Origin of the sequence: Chitinophaga sp. YR573, assembly GCF_900110995.1 — a bacterium.
Lineage (GTDB): Bacteria > Bacteroidota > Bacteroidia > Chitinophagales > Chitinophagaceae > Chitinophaga.
In genome coordinates this window covers 680,022-704,990 of record NZ_FOJF01000001.1, presented here as the reverse complement: position 1 = coordinate 704,990, position 24,969 = coordinate 680,022, and the positions used below count along the sequence as shown (strand labels likewise).

The 24,969-nt window shown below is 41.5% G+C and carries 19 protein-coding genes; 13 read left to right on the top strand and 6 right to left on the bottom strand.

Annotation, left to right across the window (positions count from 1 at the left end; genetic code table 11):
• Window positions 1–104: 104 nt before the first annotated feature.
• Entirely contained in the window at window positions 105–1,067 is a 963-nt protein-coding gene (locus tag BMW86_RS03065) for a hypothetical protein (RefSeq protein WP_089778853.1), read from the bottom strand.
• Window positions 1,068–1,173: 106 nt separating this feature from the next.
• Here BMW86_RS03065 and BMW86_RS03060 point away from each other — a divergent pair, with 106 nt between their 5' ends.
• The gene (locus BMW86_RS03060; protein ID WP_089778851.1) at window positions 1,174–1,899 is read left to right on the top strand and encodes a ribonuclease H-like domain-containing protein; all 726 of its coding nucleotides are present in this window, start codon (window positions 1,174–1,176) and stop codon (window positions 1,897–1,899) included.
• Between the two features lie 10 nt (window positions 1,900–1,909).
• A complete protein-coding gene (gene holA / locus BMW86_RS03055) occupies window positions 1,910–2,905 on the top strand; it encodes a DNA polymerase III subunit delta (protein ID WP_089778849.1) in 996 nt (331 codons plus the stop codon).
• Here holA and BMW86_RS03050 read toward each other — a convergent pair.
• The gene (locus tag BMW86_RS03050; protein ID WP_089778847.1) at window positions 2,902–3,834 is read right to left on the bottom strand and encodes a bifunctional riboflavin kinase/FAD synthetase; all 933 of its coding nucleotides are present in this window, start codon (window positions 3,832–3,834) and stop codon (window positions 2,902–2,904) included. The two genes, holA and BMW86_RS03050, sit on opposite strands and share 4 nt — an antisense overlap.
• Window positions 3,835–3,975: 141 nt before the next feature.
• Between BMW86_RS03050 and BMW86_RS03045 the strand changes: the two genes are divergently transcribed.
• From BMW86_RS03045 to BMW86_RS03030, 4 genes are all read left to right on the top strand, one after another.
• A complete protein-coding gene (locus BMW86_RS03045) occupies window positions 3,976–5,154 on the top strand; it encodes an AIR synthase related protein (RefSeq protein WP_089778845.1) in 1,179 nt (392 codons plus the stop codon).
• A 411-nt stretch (window positions 5,155–5,565) separates the two neighbouring features.
• Window positions 5,566–8,721, top strand: a complete 3,156-nt coding sequence (locus tag BMW86_RS03040) for an RHS repeat domain-containing protein (protein ID WP_089778843.1) — start codon at window positions 5,566–5,568, stop codon at window positions 8,719–8,721.
• A gap of 38 nt (window positions 8,722–8,759) precedes the next feature.
• Entirely contained in the window at window positions 8,760–13,286 is a 4,527-nt protein-coding gene (locus BMW86_RS03035; RefSeq protein WP_089778841.1) for a DUF6443 domain-containing protein, read from the top strand.
• 12 nt (window positions 13,287–13,298) lie between these two features.
• Window positions 13,299–13,742, top strand: a complete 444-nt coding sequence (locus BMW86_RS03030; protein ID WP_089778840.1) for a hypothetical protein — start codon at window positions 13,299–13,301, stop codon at window positions 13,740–13,742.
• A 289-nt stretch (window positions 13,743–14,031) separates the two neighbouring features.
• Here BMW86_RS03030 and BMW86_RS03025 read toward each other — a convergent pair whose 3' ends face one another.
• Complete coding sequence (locus BMW86_RS03025) at window positions 14,032–15,246, bottom strand: TonB family protein (protein WP_089778838.1); 1,215 nt, start codon at window positions 15,244–15,246, stop codon at window positions 14,032–14,034.
• Entirely contained in the window at window positions 15,243–15,623 is a 381-nt protein-coding gene (locus BMW86_RS03020; protein WP_089778836.1) for a BlaI/MecI/CopY family transcriptional regulator, read from the bottom strand. The genes BMW86_RS03025 and BMW86_RS03020 overlap by 4 nt, the downstream gene beginning before the upstream one ends.
• A gap of 481 nt (window positions 15,624–16,104) precedes the next feature.
• Between BMW86_RS03020 and BMW86_RS03015 the strand changes: the two genes are divergently transcribed.
• The 4 genes from BMW86_RS03015 to BMW86_RS03000 all read left to right on the top strand — a co-directional run bounded on the left by BMW86_RS03015 (window position 16,105) and on the right by BMW86_RS03000 (window position 20,569).
• Entirely contained in the window at window positions 16,105–16,797 is a 693-nt protein-coding gene (locus BMW86_RS03015) for a cell division ATP-binding protein FtsE (protein ID WP_089778834.1), read from the top strand.
• A gap of 146 nt (window positions 16,798–16,943) precedes the next feature.
• Window positions 16,944–17,216, top strand: a complete 273-nt coding sequence (gene rpsO, locus BMW86_RS03010) for a 30S ribosomal protein S15 (protein WP_089778832.1) — start codon at window positions 16,944–16,946, stop codon at window positions 17,214–17,216.
• 86 nt (window positions 17,217–17,302) lie between these two features.
• Window positions 17,303–19,657 (top strand): polyribonucleotide nucleotidyltransferase, encoded by a 2,355-nt coding sequence (locus tag BMW86_RS03005; protein ID WP_089778829.1) that lies wholly within the window; start codon window positions 17,303–17,305, stop codon window positions 19,655–19,657.
• A gap of 129 nt (window positions 19,658–19,786) precedes the next feature.
• Window positions 19,787–20,569 (top strand): NIPSNAP family protein, encoded by a 783-nt coding sequence (locus BMW86_RS03000; RefSeq protein WP_255372836.1) that lies wholly within the window; start codon window positions 19,787–19,789, stop codon window positions 20,567–20,569.
• A gap of 63 nt (window positions 20,570–20,632) precedes the next feature.
• On the opposite strand, the gene BMW86_RS02995 is transcribed toward BMW86_RS03000, so the two are convergent.
• A complete protein-coding gene (locus tag BMW86_RS02995; RefSeq protein WP_089778825.1) occupies window positions 20,633–21,211 on the bottom strand; it encodes a hypothetical protein in 579 nt (192 codons plus the stop codon).
• Window positions 21,212–21,370: 159 nt separating this feature from the next.
• On the opposite strand from BMW86_RS02995, the gene prmA reads away from it, so the two are divergent.
• The 3 genes from prmA to BMW86_RS02980 all read left to right on the top strand — a co-directional run bounded on the left by prmA (window position 21,371) and on the right by BMW86_RS02980 (window position 23,903).
• Window positions 21,371–22,189: a 50S ribosomal protein L11 methyltransferase gene (gene prmA / locus BMW86_RS02990; RefSeq protein WP_089778823.1), complete on the top strand. Its 819-nt coding sequence runs from the start codon at window positions 21,371–21,373 to the stop codon at window positions 22,187–22,189.
• A gap of 130 nt (window positions 22,190–22,319) precedes the next feature.
• Window positions 22,320–22,952 carry a glycerol-3-phosphate 1-O-acyltransferase PlsY gene (plsY, locus tag BMW86_RS02985; RefSeq protein ID WP_089778821.1) on the top strand — a complete coding sequence of 211 codons (633 nt, stop codon included), beginning with the start codon at window positions 22,320–22,322 and terminating at the stop codon, window positions 22,950–22,952.
• Window positions 22,953–23,102: 150 nt separating this feature from the next.
• Window positions 23,103–23,903 carry a M48 family metallopeptidase gene (locus BMW86_RS02980; RefSeq protein WP_089778819.1) on the top strand — a complete coding sequence of 267 codons (801 nt, stop codon included), beginning with the start codon at window positions 23,103–23,105 and terminating at the stop codon, window positions 23,901–23,903.
• Window positions 23,904–23,967: 64 nt separating this feature from the next.
• Here the strand turns inward: BMW86_RS02980 and BMW86_RS02975 are convergent, their stop codons facing one another.
• Window positions 23,968–24,915, bottom strand: a complete 948-nt coding sequence (locus BMW86_RS02975; RefSeq protein ID WP_089778817.1) for a hydrogen peroxide-inducible genes activator — start codon at window positions 24,913–24,915, stop codon at window positions 23,968–23,970.
• Window positions 24,916–24,969: the final 54 nt, after the last annotated feature.

Genomic DNA, 24,969 nt, shown 5'->3' with positions numbered 1-24,969 from the left:
GCAGATAATGAGGATTCCTAACATCCCGGGCATAAAAAATCCCAGATTCCTGATCCGCCGGGGATAAAGAATCTGGGATGTGGATCTGAGATCCGGCAAGACTACTAGAACAATCCGCCTTTCTTCAGGGTAACTTTACCTGATCCTATTTTATAACCATCATGGTAGATTTCAACACTGTAATCACCTGGTTTAAAGTCGGAATTCTGTTTCCAGTCCATACTAACGGTTTGTTTTTCACCCTGAGTATAGCTAACAGTTTTCTTGGCGGTATATAATTTTTCAGTACCGTCTGACAGTGTGAACCTGCCTGAACCCAGTGCTTCTACAGCCAGTGGAGAACCATCCGGAGCAGAAATAGATACATACAGTTCTTTATCGCCGGTATCAGCAATCCTGTTTTCGTCCAGGTCAAAGGTAATACGCATCATATCGGCACGTTTAGCCTTTGTAGTTTCTACTTCCTTACCATTCTTCTTCACATTGATTGGCAGTAAGTGGATGTTAGATGCGTGCAGTACGGAACCTAAGCTAACTTTCTTATCCAGATTCTGTTTCTGTACACCCAGGGAATCCCTTTCTTTACGTGCGTAATCGCGCTCACCGGTGAGGATGATCTTTTCACCTTCCAGGCGTTCGATGGTCTGAGTATAACCTTCAATGTTACCCTTCAGTTGTTCAATCATCTTACGGGCCTGAGTCAGTTCTGCCTGAGTAGCATTCTTGTTGCTCAGGATACTCTGGATCCTGGACTTCATATCAGCCAGTTCCTTGTCTTTTGTTTTAACAAGGCTATCCATGCGGCTGTTCTGAGAAATCAAATCATCCAGACGTGCGTTGGCAGCATTGTATTCCTGCTGTAATGCATCCCGGGAAGAAGAGATGGAATCTATCTGCATGCCCTGCTGAGCGATGGTATCAGTGGTCTTGTTCTTATCGTACAACATATAGATCCATGTACCGGCCAGTGCTGCGATCAGAATACCATATATAAGACCATTACGGCTTCTTGGTTTTTCAGATCCGGGAGATCCCGGAGCAGGCTTGTTAAAAGTGTTCTCAGTCATAGTTGTTTTGTTTTTTATAGTTAAATTCTTATATGGTTAAAACTTGCTATACAAAGTTAAAGGTTAGAATTGTTTAATTTAGAAAAATTATAAACTGTTAATAACTGTGTTACCAAATATATCGCTAGATCAACTCTTACTCCTGGACATAGAAACAACTCCGGGTGTTTCCTCCTTCGACCACCTGCCGGAAAGGATGAAAGCACTATGGCTGGACAAAATTGCAAAAACTGCGCCAGAATCGCCTGACATGGAAGGAGCATATGCAGACAGGGCCGGACTCTATGCCGAATTCGGCAAAATAGTGTGCATTTCAGCAGGCTACTTTAGTGTGGAAAACAATCGTTATCAATTACGTATAAAATCTTTCTGCGATGACGATGAAAAGGTTGTATTAAACAGTTTTTTAGAATTGATAAATAAATTTCATATAAAATATCCCCGTTTCCAGCTTGCCGGACATAATATAAAGGAGTTTGATATTCCTTTTATTTGCAAGAGGTCTGTTATTCATCAGTTATCTTTGCCCCTGCCTTTACAGGTACATGGTTTCAAACCCTGGGAACTTCCCATGCTGGATACCATGCACTTATGGCGTTTTGGAGACTTTAAAAACTATACTTCACTGAAAATGCTGACCGCCGTCCTGGACATTCCAACACCCAAGGATGATATAGACGGTAGCATGGTAGGAAAAGTATACTGGGAGGAGCGGGACCTGGAGCGGATCTCCAGTTATTGCCAGAAGGATGTAATAGCCGTTGCACAGTTATTAACACGTTTTAAGGGTGTACCCCTGCTGCAACCAGACGATATAGTATATATTAAATAGGTAATAAAGGATGGATTATCAGGATATTATAAAAGAATGGAAACAAAAGAAGTTCCGGTCACTGTATTGGTTGGAAGGTGAAGAAGACTTTTTTATAGACCAGGTAAGTAACTATGCGGAGGAACATATACTGGATGAATCCGAGAAAGGATTCAACCTCACCGTTTTATACGGGAAAGATACCGACTGGAGTACTGTCGTGAATGCCTGCCGCCGGTATCCCATGTTTGCTGAAAGACAGGTAGTTATAATAAAAGAGGCCCAGGCCATGAAGGATATCCTTAAACTGGAGTCCTATATAGATAAACCACTGGAATCTACCATCCTGGTAGTGGCCCATAAACAGGGTAAAATAGATGGGCGCAGCAAAATAGCCAAGCTTATTAAAGACAGGGGTGTTTTACTGAGTACCAAGAAGATGTATGATAATCAGTTACCTGCCTGGGTAGAAGCTTATGTACATGGATTAGGCAGGGCTATTTCCCAGAAAGCAGGTATCCTGCTGGTGGATCATATCGGAAATGACCTGGCCCGTATGGCCAATGAAATAGATAAACTGCTGGTAAACCTGCCGGAAGGTAAAAAGATAGATGAGAATGATATCGAGAAGTATGTAGGTATCAGTAAAGAATACAATGTATTTGAATTACAAAACGCTATAGGTCAGAAGGATATCACCAAAGTAATGCGTATCATCCATTATTTCTCCTCTAATCCTAAAGCAGGTCCTATACAAATGGTACTTCCTGCTTTGTATAATTTCTTTAGCAAGATGAATATGGTGTTTGGCGTAAAAGGGGGTGAAAAAGAGATTGCCGCTGCCCTTGGCGTACATCCGTTTTTTGTAAAGGATTATATAAAGGCTGCCCAGCAATATGGTGCAGAAGGGTCTGAAAAGGCCATCCTTTTGCTGCATGCCTATAACTTACGCAGCATTGGTATCAATGATAGTGGGGTAGAAGATGGTGAGCTGATGAAGGAACTGGTATATAAGATGATGTATTAAGCCAGCATTTCTCTGGCGATGAGACTATCTTTATCCATCTGAACAATCAGGTCTTCTATATTGTCGAACTTCTGACTGCTGCGGATGTAGCTGATGATTTCCACTCTGATCAGCTGATCGTAAATGTCTTCACTGAAATCAAATACATGTGCTTCCAGCCGGAGGTCGGTACCATCAAAAGTAGGGCGGGTGCCTATGCTCATAACGCCTTTTAAAGGGAACTTATGTTTTTTCAGATGTACCCTGATAGCATAAATGCCATGTGCCGGGATCAGCTTGCGCGGATCGGGCAAATGCATGTTAGCTGTAGGGTAACCCAGCTGACGGCCCATTTTATCGCCATGCACCACGGTACCTTCCAGGAAATAATCATATCCCAGTAATTCGTTGGCCAGGTGAATATTCCCTTCCTGTAAACTCTTACGGATCTTGGTAGAGCTCACGGAGAGATCATGTACTACCTGCTGGGGGATTTCTATCAGCTGAAAGCCATAACGGCTTTGTTCAAGCTCCAGCAGTTCCAGTCCGCCTTCCCGGTTATGCCCGAAACGGTGGTCATAGCCGATGATGATGGTGTGTGGTTTGAACCTTTCTATGAGGAAATCTTCCAGGTAGGCCTGGGCAGAAAGTTCAGAGAATGCTATTGTAAAGGGAACAATGACGAGATGGTCTATGCCGTGTTTGGATAACAGTTCAATCTTTTCGTCGAGGGTAGTGAGCAGGCGTACGGGATTGGTACCGGGTTGCAGTACTTCCCTGGGATGCGGATCAAAAGTTATGATCACTGTTTCGCCTTCACATGTTGCTGCTGCCTGCTGTAACTGCTGTATAATATAACGGTGTCCTGTATGAACACCATCAAAAGTTCCGATAGTAATAACTGCCCGCCTTAAAGCCGGCAAGTGGGTCAGGTCCCTGTGTATCTGCATAAAACGCCTTAAAAACGATCTGTATTCATATGCAAAATACAACATTTACGTGTGAGAATAGTCCGGGTTTACATGCTTCCCGTCCAAAATAGCCACTAATCTGTTACTTTTGCACTTGATTATTCATTTTAAAATTACTCAGTGGATCAGAATATCTACGCGCAGCGCGGTGTTTCGGCAGGAAAAGAGGATGTACATAATGCCATTAAGCATATCGACAAAGGACTTTTTCCGAAAGCATTTTGTAAAATAGTACCCGATATACTGGGCGGGCAGGACGAATGGTGCAATATTATGCATGCAGACGGTGCCGGTACAAAATCATCCCTGGCTTACACTTACTGGAAAGAAACCGGTAATCTGGACGTTTGGAGAGGTATCGCACAGGATGCCATCATCATGAACCTGGACGACCTGCTATGTGTGGGCGCTACTGAGAATATCCTGTTATCATCTACTATTGGCCGTAATAAACAACTGATTCCGGGAGAAGTGATTGCTGCCATTATCAATGGTACGGAAGAGATCCTGGAAGAGTTGCGCAGTTATGGTATCAGTATTTATTCCACCGGTGGGGAAACGGCTGATGTGGGTGACCTGGTGCGGACTATCATCGTGGATTCTACGGTTACCTGCCGGATGAAGAAATCTGAGGTGATCTCTAATCATACTATTCAGGCAGGTGATGTAATTGTGGGTTTGTCTTCTTCAGGGCAGGCTACTTATGAAAAGTCTTATAATGGCGGTATGGGCAGTAATGGTCTTACCTCTGCCCGTCATGATGTATTCAATAAAGGCGTGGCGGCAAAGTTTCCGGAGAGTTTTGATCCCGGTATTCCTGCTAACCTGGTATTCAGTGGTAAAAAATCCCTGACAGATAAGGTGGAAGTACCTGGTTTTGGCGCTATAGATGCAGGTTTGCTGGTATTATCACCTACGCGTACTTATGCACCGGTGATTAAAAAAGTACTGGAAGCGTACCGTTCCCGGATCCATGGACTGGTGCATTGCAGTGGCGGAGCGCAGACGAAAGTGCTGCATTTTATAGATAACCTGCATGTGATCAAAGATAACCTGTTCCCTGTTCCTCCTTTATTCAGCCTGATCCAGGAGCAATCAGGTACGGGCTGGAAGGAAATGTACCAGGTGTTTAATATGGGACACCGGATGGAGTTGTATGTACCTGAGAATATTGCAGCGGAGATTATTAAAATCAGTCAGAGTTTTAATATTGATGCAAAGATAGTGGGAAGGGTAGAAGCAGCTGAGAAGAAACAGGTGACGGTGAAAAGCGAAAAAGGAGAATTTATATATCATTAAATAAAAAGGGGCTAACAAAACTCCCTATTTGTAGCAAATTAAAAAGAGGTTGTATCATACTTTTGATACAACCTCTTTTTATTCGGGTACCTGATGGAGACTTATAGTCATTTAGACGATTCTCAGACCCTTTATTTATTTTTGAGACAGCCTGTCTTTTTTATTTCCCTGCGTATATAGGTTGCGTATGCTGGCTTTACCTTTACATAACACAAAGGTGTTAGCAAGGATCCAATAAAGTATAGATACTTTTAAGAGATTATACCTATACTCTGCCAATCAAGACATTTCAATCAACTCGTATGTTCGTAACTGTAAGCGACAACTAAACGTACAACCCAATCAACTATACGTGCTTCCCGCAAGGGGAGTATAAAACATTTTTGTATACATCTCACCTTTAAATGACTCATGAGAAAGGATTTAGTATTATTACTGGTTTTTATTCTTAGCTATGGAAATGTTATTATTGCGCAGCAGATAACACCAGCAAAAACAACTTTAGGTCGCATCGTTTCTGCTTCTCCGGAAGCATCTTCGATAGCCATGTATCAGAGTTATCCCGTCGATTATGTGTCCGGGGCGCCTGATATCGAGATTCCCTTATTTAACGTACCTACGAAAGCAGGTACGATCCCTTTTAAACTAAGTTACCATATTGGGAAACTCAGACCATCTGAATTAGCAACCGGCCCGGGATGGGGCTGGACACTGACGCCCAATCTGGGTATTACAAGATCTGTAAAGGGAAATCCTGATGGCGCAACCAGTGGTTATCCTGCCAATACATTATTCGGACAAACTTCTGATGACTACTATTACAGTATAGCTACAGGCATACAGGATGAAGAGCCAGATAACTTCTTTTACTCTCTGTTAAGCAAAGGTGGACAGTTCGTTTATAACCGGAAAGGTGGCTTTACCCAGATCACTGCTGATGCCGTTAAAATAGTACGCGTTGATGATAATAGTTTTGTAATTACCGATGATGACGGTACCATTTACAAATTCGGTAAATACTCGACAGGTACTAATGCAATGACAGAAGCTTCAGGAACAACAGCCTTTACTTCAACTGCTACCTGGAAGATTACAGAGATCATCCCATATGACAAATCAGATACAGTAAGATTTATCTATGGTTCTCCTACGACTTATATAATGGGATACTATAACATCCAGACACAGGTTTATGAAACCCTCGACTCTTACGATCCGGTAGGTGGAATGGATAAGCCAGTGAACATATACCACAACGTTTATAACAGTGGCCAGGGAACTGTATTAACAGGAGCCCAGGTAATGCGTCCTACAAGCGTCAGAAAAGGGTCTATCAGTAGTTATACACCATTTGATGTGACGCTGCCTGCAATATCTGACGATGACTATAAAATAGCGCTTGTTTATGGCACAGGGAGCACTAGGGAACAGGCTGCATGGGCCAATTTGGATTATGGAACTGATCACGTAGCAGATGTGATGTCGGATGCACTGACAGATGAAATGCCGTTAACGGAAATAAGGTTTAAAGGAGGCCGGGTAGGACTTGTATACACAAATTCCAATAAACAGTTACTTTCTGTTTCACTTTATGCAACCGGTAATTCAGAAACCCTGATCAGAAAAGCATATCTGTATCAACACGCGCTTCATCACGCCAATAATGAGCAGCCTTTCCCCTATTACGAGGGGCTTAATACCCGTTATGGATTGGATTCTGTAAGGATTTCTGGAACAGATAATGCTGCGGGTATGACTTACAAAATGACTTACGCGCTTAAGAATACAAATGAAGAATGTGTGGGTGTATATGGTAATTTCAATACTGATTTCTGGGGATATCCGAATGGTAATAATGTGTTTATAATGCCCCATTTATTTTATCAGGTAGGGCATTTTGTATGGAATTCATTGCTGGAAAATACCGATTATGCCAATCTTAACGGCGCACCAAAAAATGGTGGGGGATGGGTTGAATTTGGAAGTACCCAAGAAAGTAATGCATCTTCTACTCACTATATGGTACCGGGAATTATTAAAAGGCTTTATTATCCTACGGGAGGTTATGCAGAATTTGATTTTGAAAATAATCAGTATCAATCTTCCAATGACCTTACCAGAGTTGTATATGGTGGTGGTTTTCGTGTAAAACAGATCAAATATACTACCGGCGACCAAAGGGATTCAATCATAAAAGTATACAAGTATGGAACCAATGAGGATGGTGTAGGCCGGACAAAGTATAAAAACTATTCTCAGAATTTTATTTCTGTACAGTATATAAATACGACTAAATACGGTCTGTCAGGAAATCATCTTCAAAAGGTAGCAACCATCAACTCAAAACCTTTCCTTGAAATGTCTTTTGCTTCCGGTGCAGCCGTGTTATACCAGCAAGTAGCTGAGTATACAGTGAATCCGGTTAACAATCAGACGCTTGGAAAAACAGTCTATAATTATACGATAGACTCCAGAAATGATTCCTGGATTGCCAACACTCCGTTACAGGTGGATCCCAGAACAGACTGGAAGATTATATCTAACACATCTGTAGCCAATTACAGATACAATAACGGGAATTATGATATTCTGAATAAAACAGAGAATACTTTTACTGATTTTTATACAGATACTGTTCCTGCATCACAGACATTTTTGAAATATTATAATGCCAATCCTGGCAGTACACTCAGTTCTGATGTGCTTTATGGTCAGCCCACAAATATTACTTCAAAATTTGAGCATATTACCTACAGCATTTATGGAGGTTCTCATAAGCTGAGTTCAGTGAAAGAAACTCTTTACAATGCTGATGATCCATCACAATATATTTCCACTACCACCACAATAAATTATGATCCTGTACATCTTTACAGAAGCAGCGAATCCAAAACAGACAGCAAAGGTTTATTAAGGAAAATGGAAGCGCTGTACGCTCATCAGGGAAGTCAGATAACAGACCTTATACCAGGTCAGCAAACCTCTCTGTCAGCTCTTATAACTGCCAACAGGATCAGTCAACCGGTAGAAACCAAAGAATACAACAATGGGACACTGCTTCAAACGATACAACAGAATTTTATGCTGTTTTCAGGAAAGGTATATCCATCTGCTGTATATGCAGCTATTATGAGTAATCCGCTGGAAAAGAAGATAGAAACAACACTGTATGACAGCATTTCCGGTAACCTGCTGGAACAACAAAAAGCGAATGATGTGAAGGAAGTATATGTGTGGGGGTATAATTCGCAATATCCTGTTGCAAAAATACTTAACAGCACCTACGCTATTGTAAAAGGATTTATTAATCAGACCATACTGGATAACGCAAAGAACTACACAGATGATCAGATTCGTACAGAACTGGCGAAGATCCGCACAGGACTGGCAGGGACCCCTGCACTGGTACTGACCTATACCTATAAACCTTTGACAGGTATGACCAGCGAAACAGATCCCACAGGAAAAACAATCTATTATGAATACGACAGTTTTGGCCGCGTTTCTTTAATTAAAGATCAAAATGGTAATATCATCAAAATGTATGAATATAAAGTTGGCTATTAAGAATGCCGCCCATTTGATTATCTATTAAATAACCTTTCATGAAGAAAAAATCTATCAATACATATTTGACTTTTATTTTGTGTTGTATACTTTCCATAACTGCATCTGCGCAAAATACACCGACATCCGGCGGACAAATAACAGCTGTAGCAAGAACGTTGCCGGACGCTTATAATACCTCTGCTATTAACTATGTACGTACTTCGGAGCCATCAGTGCCTATTACAAATGCCGCTTTGATTACTCCGCAGAGAACAGTTGCTGATGTAAAAGTAAGCACACAATATCTTGATGGATTAGGGCGACCATTGCAGACAGTATCCAAAGGAATAAGTTTTAGTGGAAAAGATATCGTTGCACCTACGGTATACGATGCCTATGGTCGTGAGCAATACAAATATCTTCCCTATACTTCAATGTCAGATAGTAGTAACGGAGCTTTCAGAACAAATCCCTTTGCCGCTCAGCAATCTTTTTATCAGAATATTATTTTAAACCCCGGTATTGTAGGTGAAAGTATTTATTATAGTCAGACAGCATATGAATCCTCTCCTCTTAACAGAATACTTAAAACGTATACTCCTGGAAATACTTGGGCATTGGAAGGAGGAAATCATCCACAGGAAAATAAATATCAGATAAATACAACCGCAGATTCTGTGAGAATCTGGAATTTGAGTACAACTTTACCTGCCAGTACTGCTACTTATCCGTCCGGAACATTATATAAGAATACCTTTGTTGATGAAAATGGGAATCAAACCGTAGAGTATAGAGATCTGGATGGAAATATTGTACTGAAAAAGACGCAGGTATCAGCTGCGCCAGGTACTGCACATATAGGTTGGCTGTGTACATATAATGTGTATGATGTACTTGGGAATTTATGCTTTGTAATGCCGCCACTGGCTGTTGAAAGATGCATGCAGCTCTCCTGGAATGTAAGCGCAGTTGCGGATGAATTATGTTTCCAGTATGAGTACGATACCCGTAAGCGAATAACTTCCAAAAAGGTTCCGGGATCCGGCGTTGTATATATGGTATATGATATAAGGGACAGATTGGTTTTTACACAAGATGCTTTGCAGAGAGCCAAATCTCCCCAGGAATGGATGACGACCTTTTATGATGTACTAAACCGGCCTGTAATGACGGCTATCTATAAGACCAATACTACACAGACTGCATTACAAGCAAGTTTGAATACAGCTGTAACAGGGTCACAAAATATTTCATATACATTTCCGGCTACAGCTGAACTGGTATTGGTTAACTATGATGGTAGCAGTGCTTATACCGCAACACAAAATATTACCTTTCAGCCCGGATTTGATTCGGGTACCGGTGCAGAGTTTACGGCAGATATAAATGCTGCTGCAACGAACGGAAGTACAACTATAGCAGCTATTAATCCTTTACCGAATATATCTGCCAGTGCATTAACACCACTTACTTATACCTTTTATGATAATTATAATTACACAGGTGTTTTAAGTTATGATGCTTCACAGATAACAAAACCACAGGCAGGTACTAATCCTAATGCAGAAACATTACCTTCTGTACCTACTACCCTGACTAATGGCATGGTAACGGGGAATAGGGTAAGAGTGCTTGACACGGATCAATGGTTGACTACAACTATCTATTATAATGATAAAGCACGTATAATTCAGTCTATCGCCGATAATAGTGTGAGTGGCAGGGATATACTTACAAACCTGTACGATTTTAACGGAAGAACACTTAGTAGTTATTTAGTGCATAAAAATCCACGTAGTGTTGTAACGCCGCAGATCAGTATGTTGACAATGTCGTCTTATGATTTTGCAGGAAGATTGATCAGTATTAAAAAACGGCTGAATGATGATATTAATAGTGACAGAACTGTTGTAGTAAATGTTTATGATGAACTTGGCTTGCTTAAACTAAGGAAATTAGGAGTAACAGGCACTTCACAGATCGACACCTTAAGTTATGTTTATAATATTCGTGGCTGGCTGAAAGGAATTAACAGGACATTTATCAATACAGCAGGAAGTACTGCCAGCTGGTTTGGTCAGGAGCTAAGTTATGATTATGGATTTAATACGATACAGTACAATGGTGGTATTGCAGGTGCGAAATGGAAAAGTAGGTCAGATGGTATTCCACGTGCCTACGGATATAATTATGATAGAATGAAACGGCTGACAATAGCTGATTTTTCGCAACAAAATACTAGTGACGCAACCTGGACAAATGATCAGAAAGACTTTTCTGTGAGCAATCTTACATATGATGCAAATGGCAATATCATTACCACAAAACAAATGGGGATGATTGGCATAAGTATTTCTCCTGTAGATCAGCTGAATTATAGTTATTTACCTGGTACCAATAAATTATCTTCAGTAACAGATGCGGTTAATACTGTAGCTGCACAAAACGGTGACTTTAACGATGGTAGTAATACAACAGGGAATGACTATAGTTATGACAGTAATGGGAATCTGCTTACAGATCAGAATAAAGGAATCAGCAGCATCAGTTATAATCATTTAAATCTTCCTACAAATATCGTTATTACAGGCAAAGGAAGTATCAGTTATCAGTATGATGCAACAGGTAATAAATTAAAAAAGACAGTTACGGATAATACGGTTAGTCCGGCTAAGATTACGACTACCAACTATGCAAGTGACTTCGTTTACAGGCAGGATAGCTTAGAACTATTCGGACATGAAGAAGGTCGTATCCGCCCGGTGTATAAAACCGGACAGGCAGTTACTTATAGTTATGATTACTTTGAAAAGGATCATCTTGGTGATGTACGGATGGTGCTAACAGACCAGACAGACTTCTCTATGTATTCCGCTACCATGGAAACGGCTGCTGCAGCAACTGAAACAGCATTGTTCAGTAATATTGAAGAAACCAAAACAGAAACGCCATCAGGTTATCCGCAGGATACCGGCAAAAATGCCTTCGTAGCTAAGCTGAATGCAAAAGCCGGTGGCAATAAGATCGGTCCATCATTGGTATTGCGTGTAATGGCAGGTGATACGATAAACATTCATGCACGTGCATTTTATAAGTCTGCAGGTCCGAAAAACAATCCTAAACAACATCCGGCAGAAGAAATGGTGGCGGGTCTTATACAGGCATTTGGCGGTAGTTCTGTAGATAATTCGCATGCTGCAGCAGCAAATAATAGTACCCTTTTAAATAATAACTTTTACAATAACGATTATCAGCATCTTAAAGATAAAAATCGTGAGGGTATTGATAATAACAGACCTAAGGCTTATTTAAACTTTGTTTTATTTGATGATCAGTTTAAATTAGTAGATAATAACAGTGGTGTAAGACAAGTGAAATCTACTCCTGATGAGTTGCAGGAGTTGGGTACAGATCAAATGGTTGCAGCCAAAAGCGGATTCCTCTACGTTTATACAAGTAATGAAACTGAGCAGGATGTATTCTTTGATAACGTAACAGTGGCTTTGGCAAGTGGTCCTTTACTGGAAGAAACCCATTATTATCCGTTTGGTTTAACAATGGCGGGCATAAGCAATAATGCGCTGAAAGGAACTAATTATTCAGAGAACCGGGTGAAATATAATGGTAAGGAATTACAGCAGAAGGAGTTTAATGATGGAAGCGGATTAGGATGGTATGAGTATGGTGCAAGGATGTATGATCAGCAGATTGGCAGATGGACATCAATGGACTCTCATGCCGAATCTTATTTTGGCTGGTCTCCTTATACTTATGTTGGAAATAATCCCGTTGAAGTGATGGATCCTGATGGTAGAGATTGGTTCAAAGACAAAGCAGGTAATATAATCTGGAAAAGCGATCAAGGGAAATTAGGTAGTGCGGCTACATTTGATGGTGTTAAGTATACGAATATCGGTCAGGAACTTACATTTACAGTGGTGAGTGCTATCAGAGCACCTAATGACATTCCATTAGGTGATGGTTTTCCTGGTAATAAATTAGAGAACATGTATAGTATAAAAGGTAACTATGATGATAATGGGAACTTTACAGGATTTACGTCGGATTTTCGTAGAACGGGAGGAGTAACACATCCATTGCCTTTTCTCGCGCTTGAAGGAGCTGCCTCAGTAGATGAAAAGGAAAATACTGTAAATAGAATGCAAAACATATTTGGTGTTGGAGTAGGTGGATTTGAACAGCATACGGAAGTGAATCCTAAGGAGAAACCTGGTTTATTAGCAATTGCTGGCAGTGTCGTAGATGTAAATGTTAGTGCAGTATTCAATGTAAGTAGAGAGGGGAAACTTACATTAAGTATCTCACATGGAACATTCCCCAGTGTTGGCGCTTCCGTAAGCTATAATACACCAACAGGCGTTAAAAGTGAGTATATTTATGATTATCAGCAGGCATCATTTATGCAAACCCATGTTTCCAGCCCGATAGGAGCGGCTTTAGGAAGTCAGCAGAAAGCTAATCTGATGAGTAATTATCAGACTTTTAAAAATGATTATGCCGAAAAAAATATTAATAAAAGTTGGGTTAGATTTACAGGGTTTAACGCAGGAAACCCACAATAATATCTGTTAATCATGAAAAAAACATTTGTAATTTCTTTACTGGCTATTCTTTTAATATCCTGTAGAGGAAAAGTAGAAATAGAGATAAATCCTGAATACCATGGCTGGATTCATATTATGGAAGCAAGGAAAATAAAGACAAGTGCCTACCGTCTTAAACCTGATAAGTATGGAATAGTTTATTTACCAAGTGAAAATTTTGATAAGAAATCCAATGTATTATTGTTCTCGAATGGAAAAAAAATAACTGATAATCTCATGATTACCAGCTATCCGGGAGAATACTATCCATCAAGCGCAACACATGTAATCAGGTACCTGAAGTTTTATTTTCCGCTGGCAGGGGAAACATCTCCTGACCCTTCTAAAAACATACCTGATAATCAGATGAAGTCAGATATTTCCCTTGAGGACTTGCAGAAACAAGGCAAGCTGAATACAGCATTGCTCTGGTAATTATTATCTCCATCAGGTACCCGAATGAAGAGGGCGTCTTTTATTTTTGACGCCCTCTTTTAATTTGCTACAAATAGGGAGTTTTGTTAGACCCTTTTTAGTCAGCCCCTTATAGATAACCCTGGTAAACCTCCTCTACAGCCCTTATATACCTCTGGTATACCCTACACAAAGCCCCTTCGGATCCAAGTCCGTAGTAAAACAGTGTGAAATAAATAATGAGAGTATGAGTTAACAGGCTGGCAATAAACTAATTAAGCCAGCAATAAGGAGATAAAAAAGGGTACTTTTATTTCGTTACCTGATATCTTATAGGGAGGTTAAATTCCACAGCTACAAGCTTTCCTTCCTGCGTACCAGGTATCCAGTTGGGCATAGCTTTTACCACCCGGATAGATTCATCTTCGAAGCCATAGCCTTTAGTCGGACCAACTGTTTTTACACGCTGTATGCTACCATCGGCGGCTACTACAAAGTTTACGAACACAGTGGCATTTACATTTTCCTTTACAGCTTCTTTGGGATAATGTATTTGTTTCGACAGGTACTCCATCAGGGCTTTTTCTCCGCCGGGAAAGGTAGGTGGTTTCTCAACGAAAGTGTATACAGTGGTATCCTTTTTATCAGTTGTTTGTGCAACGCTATCGTTTTTCTGCAGACAGCTGATGAATACAACGAGTGCGGTCAGCACCGGAAAGACAATCATCTTCTTCATAAGTGAGTAGTTTTTATGAGTGTTAAAAAGCATGTTTATACGCCGTTTAACCGGCTTGTGTGTGAAATTGTTAACGGTGACCAGCAGTTTACTATCTAAGGTCATATACAGAATAGTTTCTGCATAATCCGCAGCATCCTTTTCAGCCGCTGCTTTATCGGCTATAAACTCATGCACCATACTCAGTTCCCGTTTAAACAGGTGAAAGAAAGGATTTACCCAGCACATAGCGCATAGTACTTCCATCAACAGTTTATCTGTAGTATGATGACCATTTATATGCGCCAGTTCATGACGCAGAATCTGTTGTCCTTCTTTGCTGTCTGTATTAAAATCATCATGCAGGAATATGTTCCTGAAGAAGGAAAAAGGAGACTTTATCTCTTGATTTTCTACCAGCTGATAGCCTGCAAGTTTATTCACACGACTCTTCTTAAGCAGCAGGTACACGCGCCGGCAGTTATATGCTATTCTGAGTAGCAATCCGGTTGCTACCAGTCCGTAAAGGATACCTATAAGCAGACCCGGAGTCACAAAGAAGTCAGCAACAGGCTTATTATTAATAATAAATTCCTGCATGGTAATCAGTGGTGCCGGGGTATCTACAGAAGGATATAATGACACTGGAATTTTAAGCAGAGGCAGTACCAGTGATAACAGAGGCACCAGCAACAGGTAATACCTGTTCCACTGATGAAAATGATTGTCTCTCAATGCCAGCGTATAATAGGCATACAATACGCCGGAACAGATAAATATCTTGATAAAATAAATACTAAGTAACATCATGGCATTTTGTTTTTAGCATCTTTAATCTGATCCAGTAATTGTTCGAGTTCATTCACGCTGATATCTTTTTCTTTTACAAAGAAGGATACCATTTCGCTGAAGGAGCCGGCGAAATAACCTTTCACAAAATGTTTCATGGTATTCCGGCTGTAATCGTCTTTGCTGATAAGGGAAAAATACTGGTGAGATTTACCATATGCTTTGTAATCAACAAAGCCTTTCTCGATCAGGATCTTTACCAGCGTGGATACTGTATTGTAATGCGGTTTGGGTTCCGGCATGGCATCAATCAGTTCTTTAACGAATGCCGGGCCTGTTTTCCAAAGGGCCTGCATGATCTGTTCTTCTGCTTTAGTTAATACTTTGACGCTACTCATCTGGTATGTTTTAGAAGTATGAAACTAAGTTAAAACTAATTATTTAGTTTTCAAACTATATTTTTAGTTTAAAGTTATTCCATACTACACTGAATTTTCATTATGTTTTATGTATTAATAATCAGTAGTGAAAAAGCATCAGAATATTAGTGGGTAGTGTTAACCTACTGAAATTCTGTGCATTAGGGTATATAACCCGTATATAAGCCCTATATAACCCCTATGTAAGCTGTATATAAGCCGTACTTATATAGATAGGGCTTATATAGGGATTATATAGTAGTCTATTCACAGTTATAAAGAATTTACAGGAATGTTTAGGTACTTTCTAAGACGTTACTACAAACACGGAGCTTATTGGGCCTTTGGCCCAGCCCCCGGAAGTATATCAGAAGTCTTTACCGGGTAAAAACTTCCCCTACAGTTATTATTTATAATTGGCTATTTTTGTTTCACTACTAAACCCATTTTCATAGGATATATGACTGAGCAACCGATTATACAGTTATCAAATGTGAATATATACCAGGGGAATTCCCTGATCCTTTCTGATGTGAATATCACTGTGAACAAGGGAGAATTTGTGTACCTGATCGGTAAAACGGGTACGGGAAAGTCCAGCCTGCTGAAAACGCTGTACGGCGACCTTTACCTGCGTGAGGGTGCAGGACAGGTAGTAGGATTTGACCTGAAGAAGATGGACTGGAAGAAGGTGCCTTACCTGCGCCGTAACCTGGGGGTAGTTTTCCAGGATTTCCAGCTGCTGACAGACAGGACCGTGCATGACAACCTGAAATTTGCCCTGAAAGCCACCGGCTGGGAGGATAATAAGAAGATGGAGGAAAAGATCCATGATGTACTGGAAAAGGTGGGACTGGGAACAAAAGGCTTTAAAATGCCATATGAACTGAGCGGAGGGGAGCAACAGCGCGTGGATATTGCCCGGGCTATGCTGAATTCCCCTAAATTAATCCTGGCAGATGAGCCTACAGGTAACCTGGATCCTGAAACTTCAGACGGAATTATGCAATTATTATTCAGGATCAGCCGGGAAGAAGGTGCTGCTGTAGTGATGGCTACACACGATTATATCCTGCTGCAAAAGTTCCCTTCCCGCGTGCTGCGTACGGAAAACGGGCTGGTGGCAGACAACGCAACTATCAATTTTGTATAAGCAATTCGTATTCAAAGGGGACTCTTCCGGGGAAGCTCCGGAAGCCAATTATTATTTATGATTGTTAATTCGTAATTTTTAATTTACCTTTGCCTCCGGAAAAATAGCGAATAAATAAACCTTTATCATTTTATTATTTATCAAAGATGTCTTACTTAACTGTTGAAAAGAAAGCCAATATTTTTAAAGAATTTGGTGGAAGCGAGAAAAATACAGGTTCTTCAGAAGCGCAAATCGCACTGCTGACAGAGCGTATCAACAGCATTTCCAGTCACCTGAAAGCAAACAAAAAGGACTTTTCTACACACCGTGGTTTAATGAAAATGGTAGGCCAAAGGAAGCGTTTGCTTTCTTACCTGTCTAAAACTAACCTCACAGGCTACCGTGCCCTGCTCGAGAAGTTAGGTCTCAGAAAATAACAAAGAACTTTTTTATAGCGCTATTCCCAACTTATTAGGTTGGGAATAGTTTTTTTTTAGGTATACCAATTTAATCCTCACTTTTTATGAATCTGACACCTATTTCAGTCAATTTCGATATAGGAGATGGCCGGATCGTGACCATTGAGACTGGCAAGTTAGCCCGCCAGGCAGATGGTGCCGTTACGGTACGTCTAGGCAATAGTATCCTGCTGGCTACTGTTGTTGCAAATAAAACTCCCAAACCAGGACAATCATTCTTTCCACTTACTGTTGACTACCAGGAAAAATTTGCTTCCGCAGGCCGTATCCCGGGTTCGTTCTTTAAACGCGAAGGTAAACTGTCTGATTCCGAAGTTTTAATATCTCGTCTGATCGACCGCGCTTTGCGCCCTCTGTTCCCTGATGATTATTACTGTGAAGTACAGGTACTGGTTTCCCTCATTTCTTCTGATGCAGAAGTAATGCCGGATGCCCTGGCTGCCCTGGCTGCTTCTGCAGCACTGGCAGTTTCTGACGTGCCCATCCAGGAAATCATCTCCGAAGTAAGAGTTGCCCGCATAGATGGCAACTTCGTTGTAAATCCTAACCGTACCCTGCTGGAAAAAGCAGATATGGACTTTATTATAGCCGCTACCGAAAAGAACATCATGATGGTGGAAGGCGAAAGTAAGGAGTGCAGTGAAGAAGATGTAATCAAAGCAATCGAAATCGCTCACGCAGCCATTAAAGTACAGGTGAAAGCGCAGGAAGAACTGCATAAGCTGGCTGGTGGTAAAGCGAAACGTGCTTTTGAATTACCCCGTGAGAACGAAGAACTGAAAGCTAAAATCGCTGCATTCTCTACAGACCGTATCCTTACAGTAGCTAAATCTGCTGTTGGTAAACACGAACGTGGAGATGCTTTTGATGCTATACGTACAGAACTGACAGAATCCCTGGGCGAATTACCTGAGGAAGATGCTCCGTTAGTAGGTAAATATTTCCATGACCTGGAAAAAGAAGTGATCCGTAACATGATCCTGGACGATAAAGTTCGTCTGGATGGCCGTAGCCTGGACCAGGTTCGTCCGCTGAACATGGAAGTGGATATCCTGCCTTCTCCGCATGGTTCTGCACTGTTCACCCGTGGTGAAACACAATCTTTAACGACTGTAACTTTGGGTACTCCGGATGATGAGCTGCTGATTGAAAGCGCTGCTGTTTCCAAGTATTCCAAATTCATACTGCATTATAACTTCCCGCCTTTCTCTACAGGAGAGGTGAAAATGATGCGCGGCCCCGGCCGTCGTGAAGTAGGTCATGGTAACCTGGCAATGCGCTCTCTGAAGCAAATGATGCCGGGTAGTGACTATGCTTACACTGTAAGAGTAGTATCTGATATCCTGGAATCTAATGGTTCCTCTTCTATGGCTACTGTTTGTGCCGGTTCACTGGCACTGATGGATGCGGGTGTTCCTTTGCCTAAACACGTTTCCGGTGTGGCAATGGGTCTTATCTCCCGTGCTGCTGATGGAAAATGGGCTGTACTGACAGATATCCTCGGAGATGAAGATCACCTGGGTGACATGGACTTTAAAGTAACAGGTACCCGCGAAGGTATCGTAGGTATCCAGATGGATATCAAGGTGGATGGTTTGAGCATGGATGTAATGCGCGCTGCATTATCCCAGGCCCGCCAGGGACGTCTGCACATCATTGAAGCTATGTATGGCTGTATTGGTGCTGCCCGCCCTGAACCAAAACCACATGCTCCACGTATGGAGAAACTGATCATCGACCGCGAATTTATTGGCGCTGTGATCGGACCCGGTGGTAAAGTTATTCAGGAAATTCAACGCGAAACCGGTACTAACATCAACATCGAAGAAGTTGGTGAAACTGGTGAAGTAAGTATTTTCTGTGCAAACAGAGAAGGTCTGATGAAGGCCCTCGACTGGATAAAAGGCATCGTTGCTGTACCTGTAGTAGGTGAAGTATACGAATCAACCGTTAAGTCAGTAATGCCTTATGGTGCGTTCGTAGAGTTCCTGCCTGGTAAACAAGGTTTGTTACACATCTCTGAAGTATCCTGGAAACGCCTGGAAACTATGGACGGTGTATTGACAGACGGCGAAAAAGTAAAGGTGAAACTGGTAGGTACTGATCCTAAAACCGGTAAGTTCAAATTAAGCCGTCGTGTGCTGATGCCAAAACCGGAAGGTTATGTGGAAAGGCCTGAAGGTGACCGTGAGGACAGAGGCGAACGCAGAGACCGTGGTGACAGAGGAGATCGTGGTGGTGACAGAGGTGGCGACCGTGGTGGACGTCCTCCCTTCCGCAACAATGATCGTGGTGGCGACAGAGGCGGTGACCGCTATGACCGTGGTGACAGGAACGACCGTGGCCCACGCCCGGCTCCCAAATCAGAACCAGACGAGCCTACTTTCGACGAACAGTAGAATCAAATTGATTTAATATACTTAACAGCCGTTCTGATATTTCAGAACGGCTGTTTGTTTTTTACCATTCTTAATATTTACCACGGGTAATTTCTTTTTTCATGATATATTTCGCAAAACGATTTTCACGTGAAAAGAACTCATACCCTCATCATGCTGGCCCTGTTATTTTCAGGTTTCACACAGGCCGGTCAGCTTCCCCCTCAAAAGGAATACTATAGCATTCTCGTTTATCATCTGAAGGATGCTGCCCAGGAAACCCGACTGGATACTTACCTGAAAGATGCTTTATTACCAGCCGCTCATAAAGCCGGTATCAGCAAAGTAGGCGTCTTCAAACCTATAGACAATGATACAGCAGCAGACCGCCGTGTATACGTATTCATACCCGGTCGTTCAGCAGAACAACTGCTTAAACTGCCTAACCAGTTACTGACAAACAGCAGCTACGTTACCGCAGGTAAAGACTATATAGACGCCGCCTGGGACCAGCCGGTATATACCCGCCTGGAAACCATTATCCTGGAAGCATTTCCCGGTATGATTAAAATGGAAGTACCGGTACTGAAATCCGCTAAAAGTGAAAGAGTATACGAGTTACGCAGTTACGAAAGTGCATCTGAAAAACTGCATCAGAACAAAGTAGATATGTTCAACAAAGGAGATGAAATCGGGCTGTTCAAAAGACTTGGTTTTAACGCTGTATTTTATGCAGATGTACTCAGCGGCAGTCACATGCCTAATCTCATGTACATGACTACTTTCGAGAACCGCGCTTCAAGAGAAGAACACTGGAAAGCTTTCAGCAGTGATCCTGCATGGAAAGCATTATTGCCACAACCGCAATACGCTCATAACACTTCTCATTCAGATGTGATTTTATTACACCCCGCAGAATATTCAGATTTCTAAAATAACAGAGGCCATATCAAAAATGATACGGCCTCTTTTCTACTAATTGTTGCAATCCGTAAACTAGCTTTTTGTCTGCACGTATTGTTCTATATAGAAATTGCTTTCCTTAAAGAAAATCTTACCTGTAGGCAGTTTGTATATCTTAAACGGCTGTCCGTTAATATCTTCATAAAATATTGAATATTGAGGTACAGAAGCCTTACTGGCCCTGTCTATCACCTTAATCCTTGCATCAGTTAAAAGCGTTGTTAACAGCTCTTCAATGTAGGGGAGAAGGATCCCTTCATTGGGTGTCCAGAACATTGTGAATTTATCAGTATTATAATTGAATTCTGTGTGCGAAGAATCTGCCAGGTACGCTTTTGCCTGCAGAAAATGCGCCTGCATTTCCGCCGGTGTTAAGTGATTGAACTGTATGTTACGGAACGTTCTGTTATTATAACAGTTGTTCTGCAGCATAGTATCCAGCACCTGGAAATAGTTCTGTAAATCTACTTTGTTGATAACCAGAATACTGGTAGGAGTCTGGTAGGTAATAGAGTCTTTCATGGTATCATCAGGCCGTAACTTGATGACCTCCTGAGCTTTGGTGGCCACGCATAGCGCAAGCCCTGTAATAAATAAAATCAAGGTCTTCATTTAAGTATGGTTTACATTAAGAATTCTGCAAATATATTCATTTTTTGTTATGTTAATGCGAATGAGCCTCAGTTGTCATAAAATGATTAACATTACAATAACATGCTCTACATCGAAAGCTATATAAATAGCTGACTATCTTGATTTACCTTTATTATCATGTCACATACATCAATCACCCTTACCTGTAACACGGAGCTGAAGGATATCCTTATCGCCGAATTATCCGAGAACGGATTTGAAGGTTTTGAGGAGAGGGGTAACGAATTAGTTGCCTATATCCCCGAGAATGATTTTAGTGAAGTTGCCGTTGAAAGGCTGACTAAGATCTATGGCATTTCCTATACAAAGGAAAATATTGCACAAACAAACTGGAATGCAGTTTGGGAAAGTAATTTCGAACCTGTGCATGTAGATACTTTCTGTGGTATCCGTGCCGGCTTCCATCCTCCTTTTGATCCGCAGCCACAACACGAGATCATCATTACACCTAAAATGTCTTTTGGTACAGGGCATCATGCTACTACCTCTTCGATGATACGACTGATGAAGGATGTTGAGTTCAGGGGCAAAAGAGTATTCGACTTTGGAACAGGTACCGGTATCCTGGCTATCCTGGCATCCAAAATGGGCGCTTCTGTAATCGAGGCCATTGATATAGATGAATGGTCAGTAGAAAATACCAAAGAAAACATTATCACCAATAAAGCACTGGCGGTAAAAGTATGGCGCTCTGATACCCCTAAAAGCATTATAAATACTTATAATGTAGTATTGGCGAACATCAATCGTAATATTTTACTGGAATTTATGGGAGATATGCGTCGTTTACTCGTAAGCGGTGGCGTATTACTGCTGAGTGGTATCCTGAAAGAAGACGAAAAAGCCATATTGGAAGCCGCAAGACAGCATGCTTTAGTATTGGACCAACAAATAGAGAAAGAGAACTGGCTGGCAATGAAGTTATTAGCAAGATAATAAACCGGGCGTTTAGAAATAAGTTATATGAAAGTACCTGATTATCCCATCTTTGTGTTAATTAAAATCTTAATATTATCTTAACTTTGACGCTTAAATTTACTATCTTAGCAAAACCTAACTTATTTTGATGCTGGAATTATTATTGCTTTTTTGCGCTTATCTGATCGGATCCACACCAACCGCGGTTTGGGTGAGTAAAGGTATTTTTGGTATGGACATCCGGGAATATGGCAGCGGCAATGCCGGTGCTACCAACACTTTCCGTGTGTTAGGTTCCAAAGCTGGTACCTTTGTGATGATTGTGGATATGATCAAAGGTGTATTGGCAGTTCGTCTTTCTTACCTGTTATCTTACTATCACAATCCTGATCATCTTACACAACTGGTTAATTTCCAGATAGGGCTGGGACTGGCTGCTGTAGTTGGCCACATTTTCCCGATCTGGGCAAATTTCCGTGGCGGGAAAGGTATCGCCACATTATTTGGTCTGGTACTGGCTATTCAGCCGCTGGTAGCGATCTGCTGCGTAGGCGTATTCCTGCTGATCCTGTCACTGACCAGGTATGTATCACTGAGTTCTATTATTGCCAGCATAGCCTTCCCTATCCTCATTCTATACATCTTTAATGAGCCGGAAGTATTTTACCGCATATTTGCTATCGCTGTTGCACTGATGGTGGTGCTTACTCACCAGAAGAACATTACCCGCCTCTTAAGTGGTAATGAAAATAAAGTACCGCTGTTTAAGAAAAGAGGCTAAAATCTGCACTTCCTTTCTGGCATATCTATTGCTCTAAAGAACTAAAATATTAACTTTCCGCCACTTTTGATTATTACAGATCCTGTATCCGTAATAATCAAAAGTGTATTATTAACTGTAGCAAAAAGACCTGTCTAAATTCGTTCTCAGATGCAAAAGAAATTACTTTTAATCGGTAGTCTTGCTTTCATGATGGCTTGTGCGCGCGTGCCTATTACCGGCCGCAGCCAGTTAAACCTGATCCCCGAAAGCACTATGCAGTCAATGGCACTGCAGGAATACCAGACGTTTTTAACAACCAACAAAACTGTATCCTCTGCCACCAGCAAAGATGCTGAGATGGTAAAGAGGGTAGGACAGCGTATTTCTGCTGCCGTTACCCGTTATATGGCACAGAACAACTTATCTGCTGAAGTAGCTAATTATAAATGGGAGTTTAATCTCGTAGATAATAAAGAGGTGAATGCCTGGTGTATGCCTGGTGGTAAAGTAGTGGTATATACAGGTTTGTTGCCTGTAACACAGAATGAAACCGCACTTTCCTGTGTAATGGGGCATGAAATTGCACATGCTATTGCACGTCACGGTAACGAGCGTATGAGTCAGCAGCTGGTATCTCAGGGTATACAGGTAGCAGGACAGGTAGCGCTTAACCGTAATCCTACTGCACAGAATGCTTTCTTGCAGTCGTTTGGTGTAGGTAGTGGCCTGGGGTTACTGGCTTTCTCCCGTAAGGATGAACTGGAAGCAGATCACCTGGGTGTTATCTTCATGGCAATGGCGGGTTACAACCCACAGGAAGCAATTCCTTTCTGGAAACGTATGGCGAGTGCCAGCACCGGTAGTAAACCTCCTGAGCTGACAAGTACTCACCCCAGTGATGAACGTCGTATTGCGCAGTTACAGACTGTAATGCCGGAAGCGATGAAGTATTATCAGCCGATAAAATAGCTTTTTGGGTGCAGGGCGAATTTTTTAGTGATGGTGTGAAGCGCCATCACTAAAAAATTAAAACTTATTTCTCCATCAGTATATCTACCACCTTCCTGTTCTTCTGTACCTTCATCTTATCCGGTACATGTGCCAGTATTTCCTTCTTAAAAGCCTCAATAAGCGCCTGTTTAATAAAGAACCTATGAGTTACCAGGCTAATCTCTCTAACCGGCTCAGGGGCCTTGAAATACCTCACCATGTTCATCTGGCGGGCTGACATGTCCTGCAAAGACAATTCCGGCAGAATAGTATAACCTGCATTCAGGTCAACCATCCTTTTTAATGTTTCTACGCTACCTGTATTATACTCCAGGTTCTTATATTCACCCATCGTGAATCTGTCTTTACAGATATTCAGCACCTGGTTGCGCATACAATGTCCTTCATTCAGCAGCCATACATCGCGTACGTCAATATCTTCCGGTTTAATATACTTCTTCTCGAACAGGCTGTTGGTCTTGGCAGCATACACTACAAAAGACTCATAAAACAAGGGTTGCTCTTCCAGGCTGGGATTCTGCAGGGGAGTCGCTAACAACCCGCAATCGAGTTGCTCCTGTTTTAACAGCTGCACTATCTGTTCTGTAGGATGTTCCCATATCTCCAGTTTTACCTTCGGATATTTTTTTATAAAACCTGTCAGGATCCTTGGCAGTAAATAAGGAGCCAGTGTAGGAATGATCCCTACACGCAAAGTACCCTGTACTTCCTTTTTATGCCCTGCGATGATCTCTTTGATACGGCCACTCTCTTTGAGTATGATACGGCCCTGTGCCACTACGGCGATGCCTATTTCTGTAGGTACAACAGGCAGTTTACTTCTGTCAAATATCTTGATCCCCAGCTCATCTTCCAGCTTCTGTATCTGCATACTAAGCGTAGGCTGTGTAACAAAACATTTTTCGGCTGCAACGACAAAACTTCTATACGTATCAACCGCAACAACGTATTCCAATTGAACTGTGGTCATGGTACAAAATTAATCAAATAAAAAACTCCGCAGGGATTTCCTGCGGAGTTCAAT

Bases quoted from the DNA above. Each gene is read 5' to 3' on its own strand.
- BMW86_RS03065 (WP_089778853.1), bottom strand. From the start codon at position 1,067: ATGACTGAGAACACTTTTAACAAGCCTGCTCCGGGATCTCCCGGATCT.
- holA (WP_089778849.1), top strand. From the start codon at position 1,910: ATGGATTATCAGGATATTATAAAAGAATGGAAACAAAAGAAGTTCCGG.
- BMW86_RS03050 (WP_089778847.1), bottom strand. From the start codon at position 3,834: ATGCAGATACACAGGGACCTGACCCACTTGCCGGCTTTAAGGCGGGCA.
- BMW86_RS03040 (WP_089778843.1), top strand. From the start codon at position 5,566: ATGAGAAAGGATTTAGTATTATTACTGGTTTTTATTCTTAGCTATGGA.
- BMW86_RS03035 (WP_089778841.1), top strand. From the start codon at position 8,760: ATGAAGAAAAAATCTATCAATACATATTTGACTTTTATTTTGTGTTGT.
- BMW86_RS03030 (WP_089778840.1), top strand. From the start codon at position 13,299: ATGAAAAAAACATTTGTAATTTCTTTACTGGCTATTCTTTTAATATCC.
- BMW86_RS03025 (WP_089778838.1), bottom strand. From the start codon at position 15,246: ATGATGTTACTTAGTATTTATTTTATCAAGATATTTATCTGTTCCGGC.
- BMW86_RS03020 (WP_089778836.1), bottom strand. From the start codon at position 15,623: ATGAGTAGCGTCAAAGTATTAACTAAAGCAGAAGAACAGATCATGCAG.
- BMW86_RS03015 (WP_089778834.1), top strand. From the start codon at position 16,105: ATGACTGAGCAACCGATTATACAGTTATCAAATGTGAATATATACCAG.
- rpsO (WP_089778832.1), top strand. From the start codon at position 16,944: ATGTCTTACTTAACTGTTGAAAAGAAAGCCAATATTTTTAAAGAATTT.
- BMW86_RS03005 (WP_089778829.1), top strand. From the start codon at position 17,303: ATGAATCTGACACCTATTTCAGTCAATTTCGATATAGGAGATGGCCGG.
- BMW86_RS02995 (WP_089778825.1), bottom strand. From the start codon at position 21,211: ATGAAGACCTTGATTTTATTTATTACAGGGCTTGCGCTATGCGTGGCC.
- prmA (WP_089778823.1), top strand. From the start codon at position 21,371: ATGTCACATACATCAATCACCCTTACCTGTAACACGGAGCTGAAGGAT.
- plsY (WP_089778821.1), top strand. From the start codon at position 22,320: ATGCTGGAATTATTATTGCTTTTTTGCGCTTATCTGATCGGATCCACA.
- BMW86_RS02980 (WP_089778819.1), top strand. From the start codon at position 23,103: ATGCAAAAGAAATTACTTTTAATCGGTAGTCTTGCTTTCATGATGGCT.
- BMW86_RS02975 (WP_089778817.1), bottom strand. From the start codon at position 24,915: ATGACCACAGTTCAATTGGAATACGTTGTTGCGGTTGATACGTATAGA.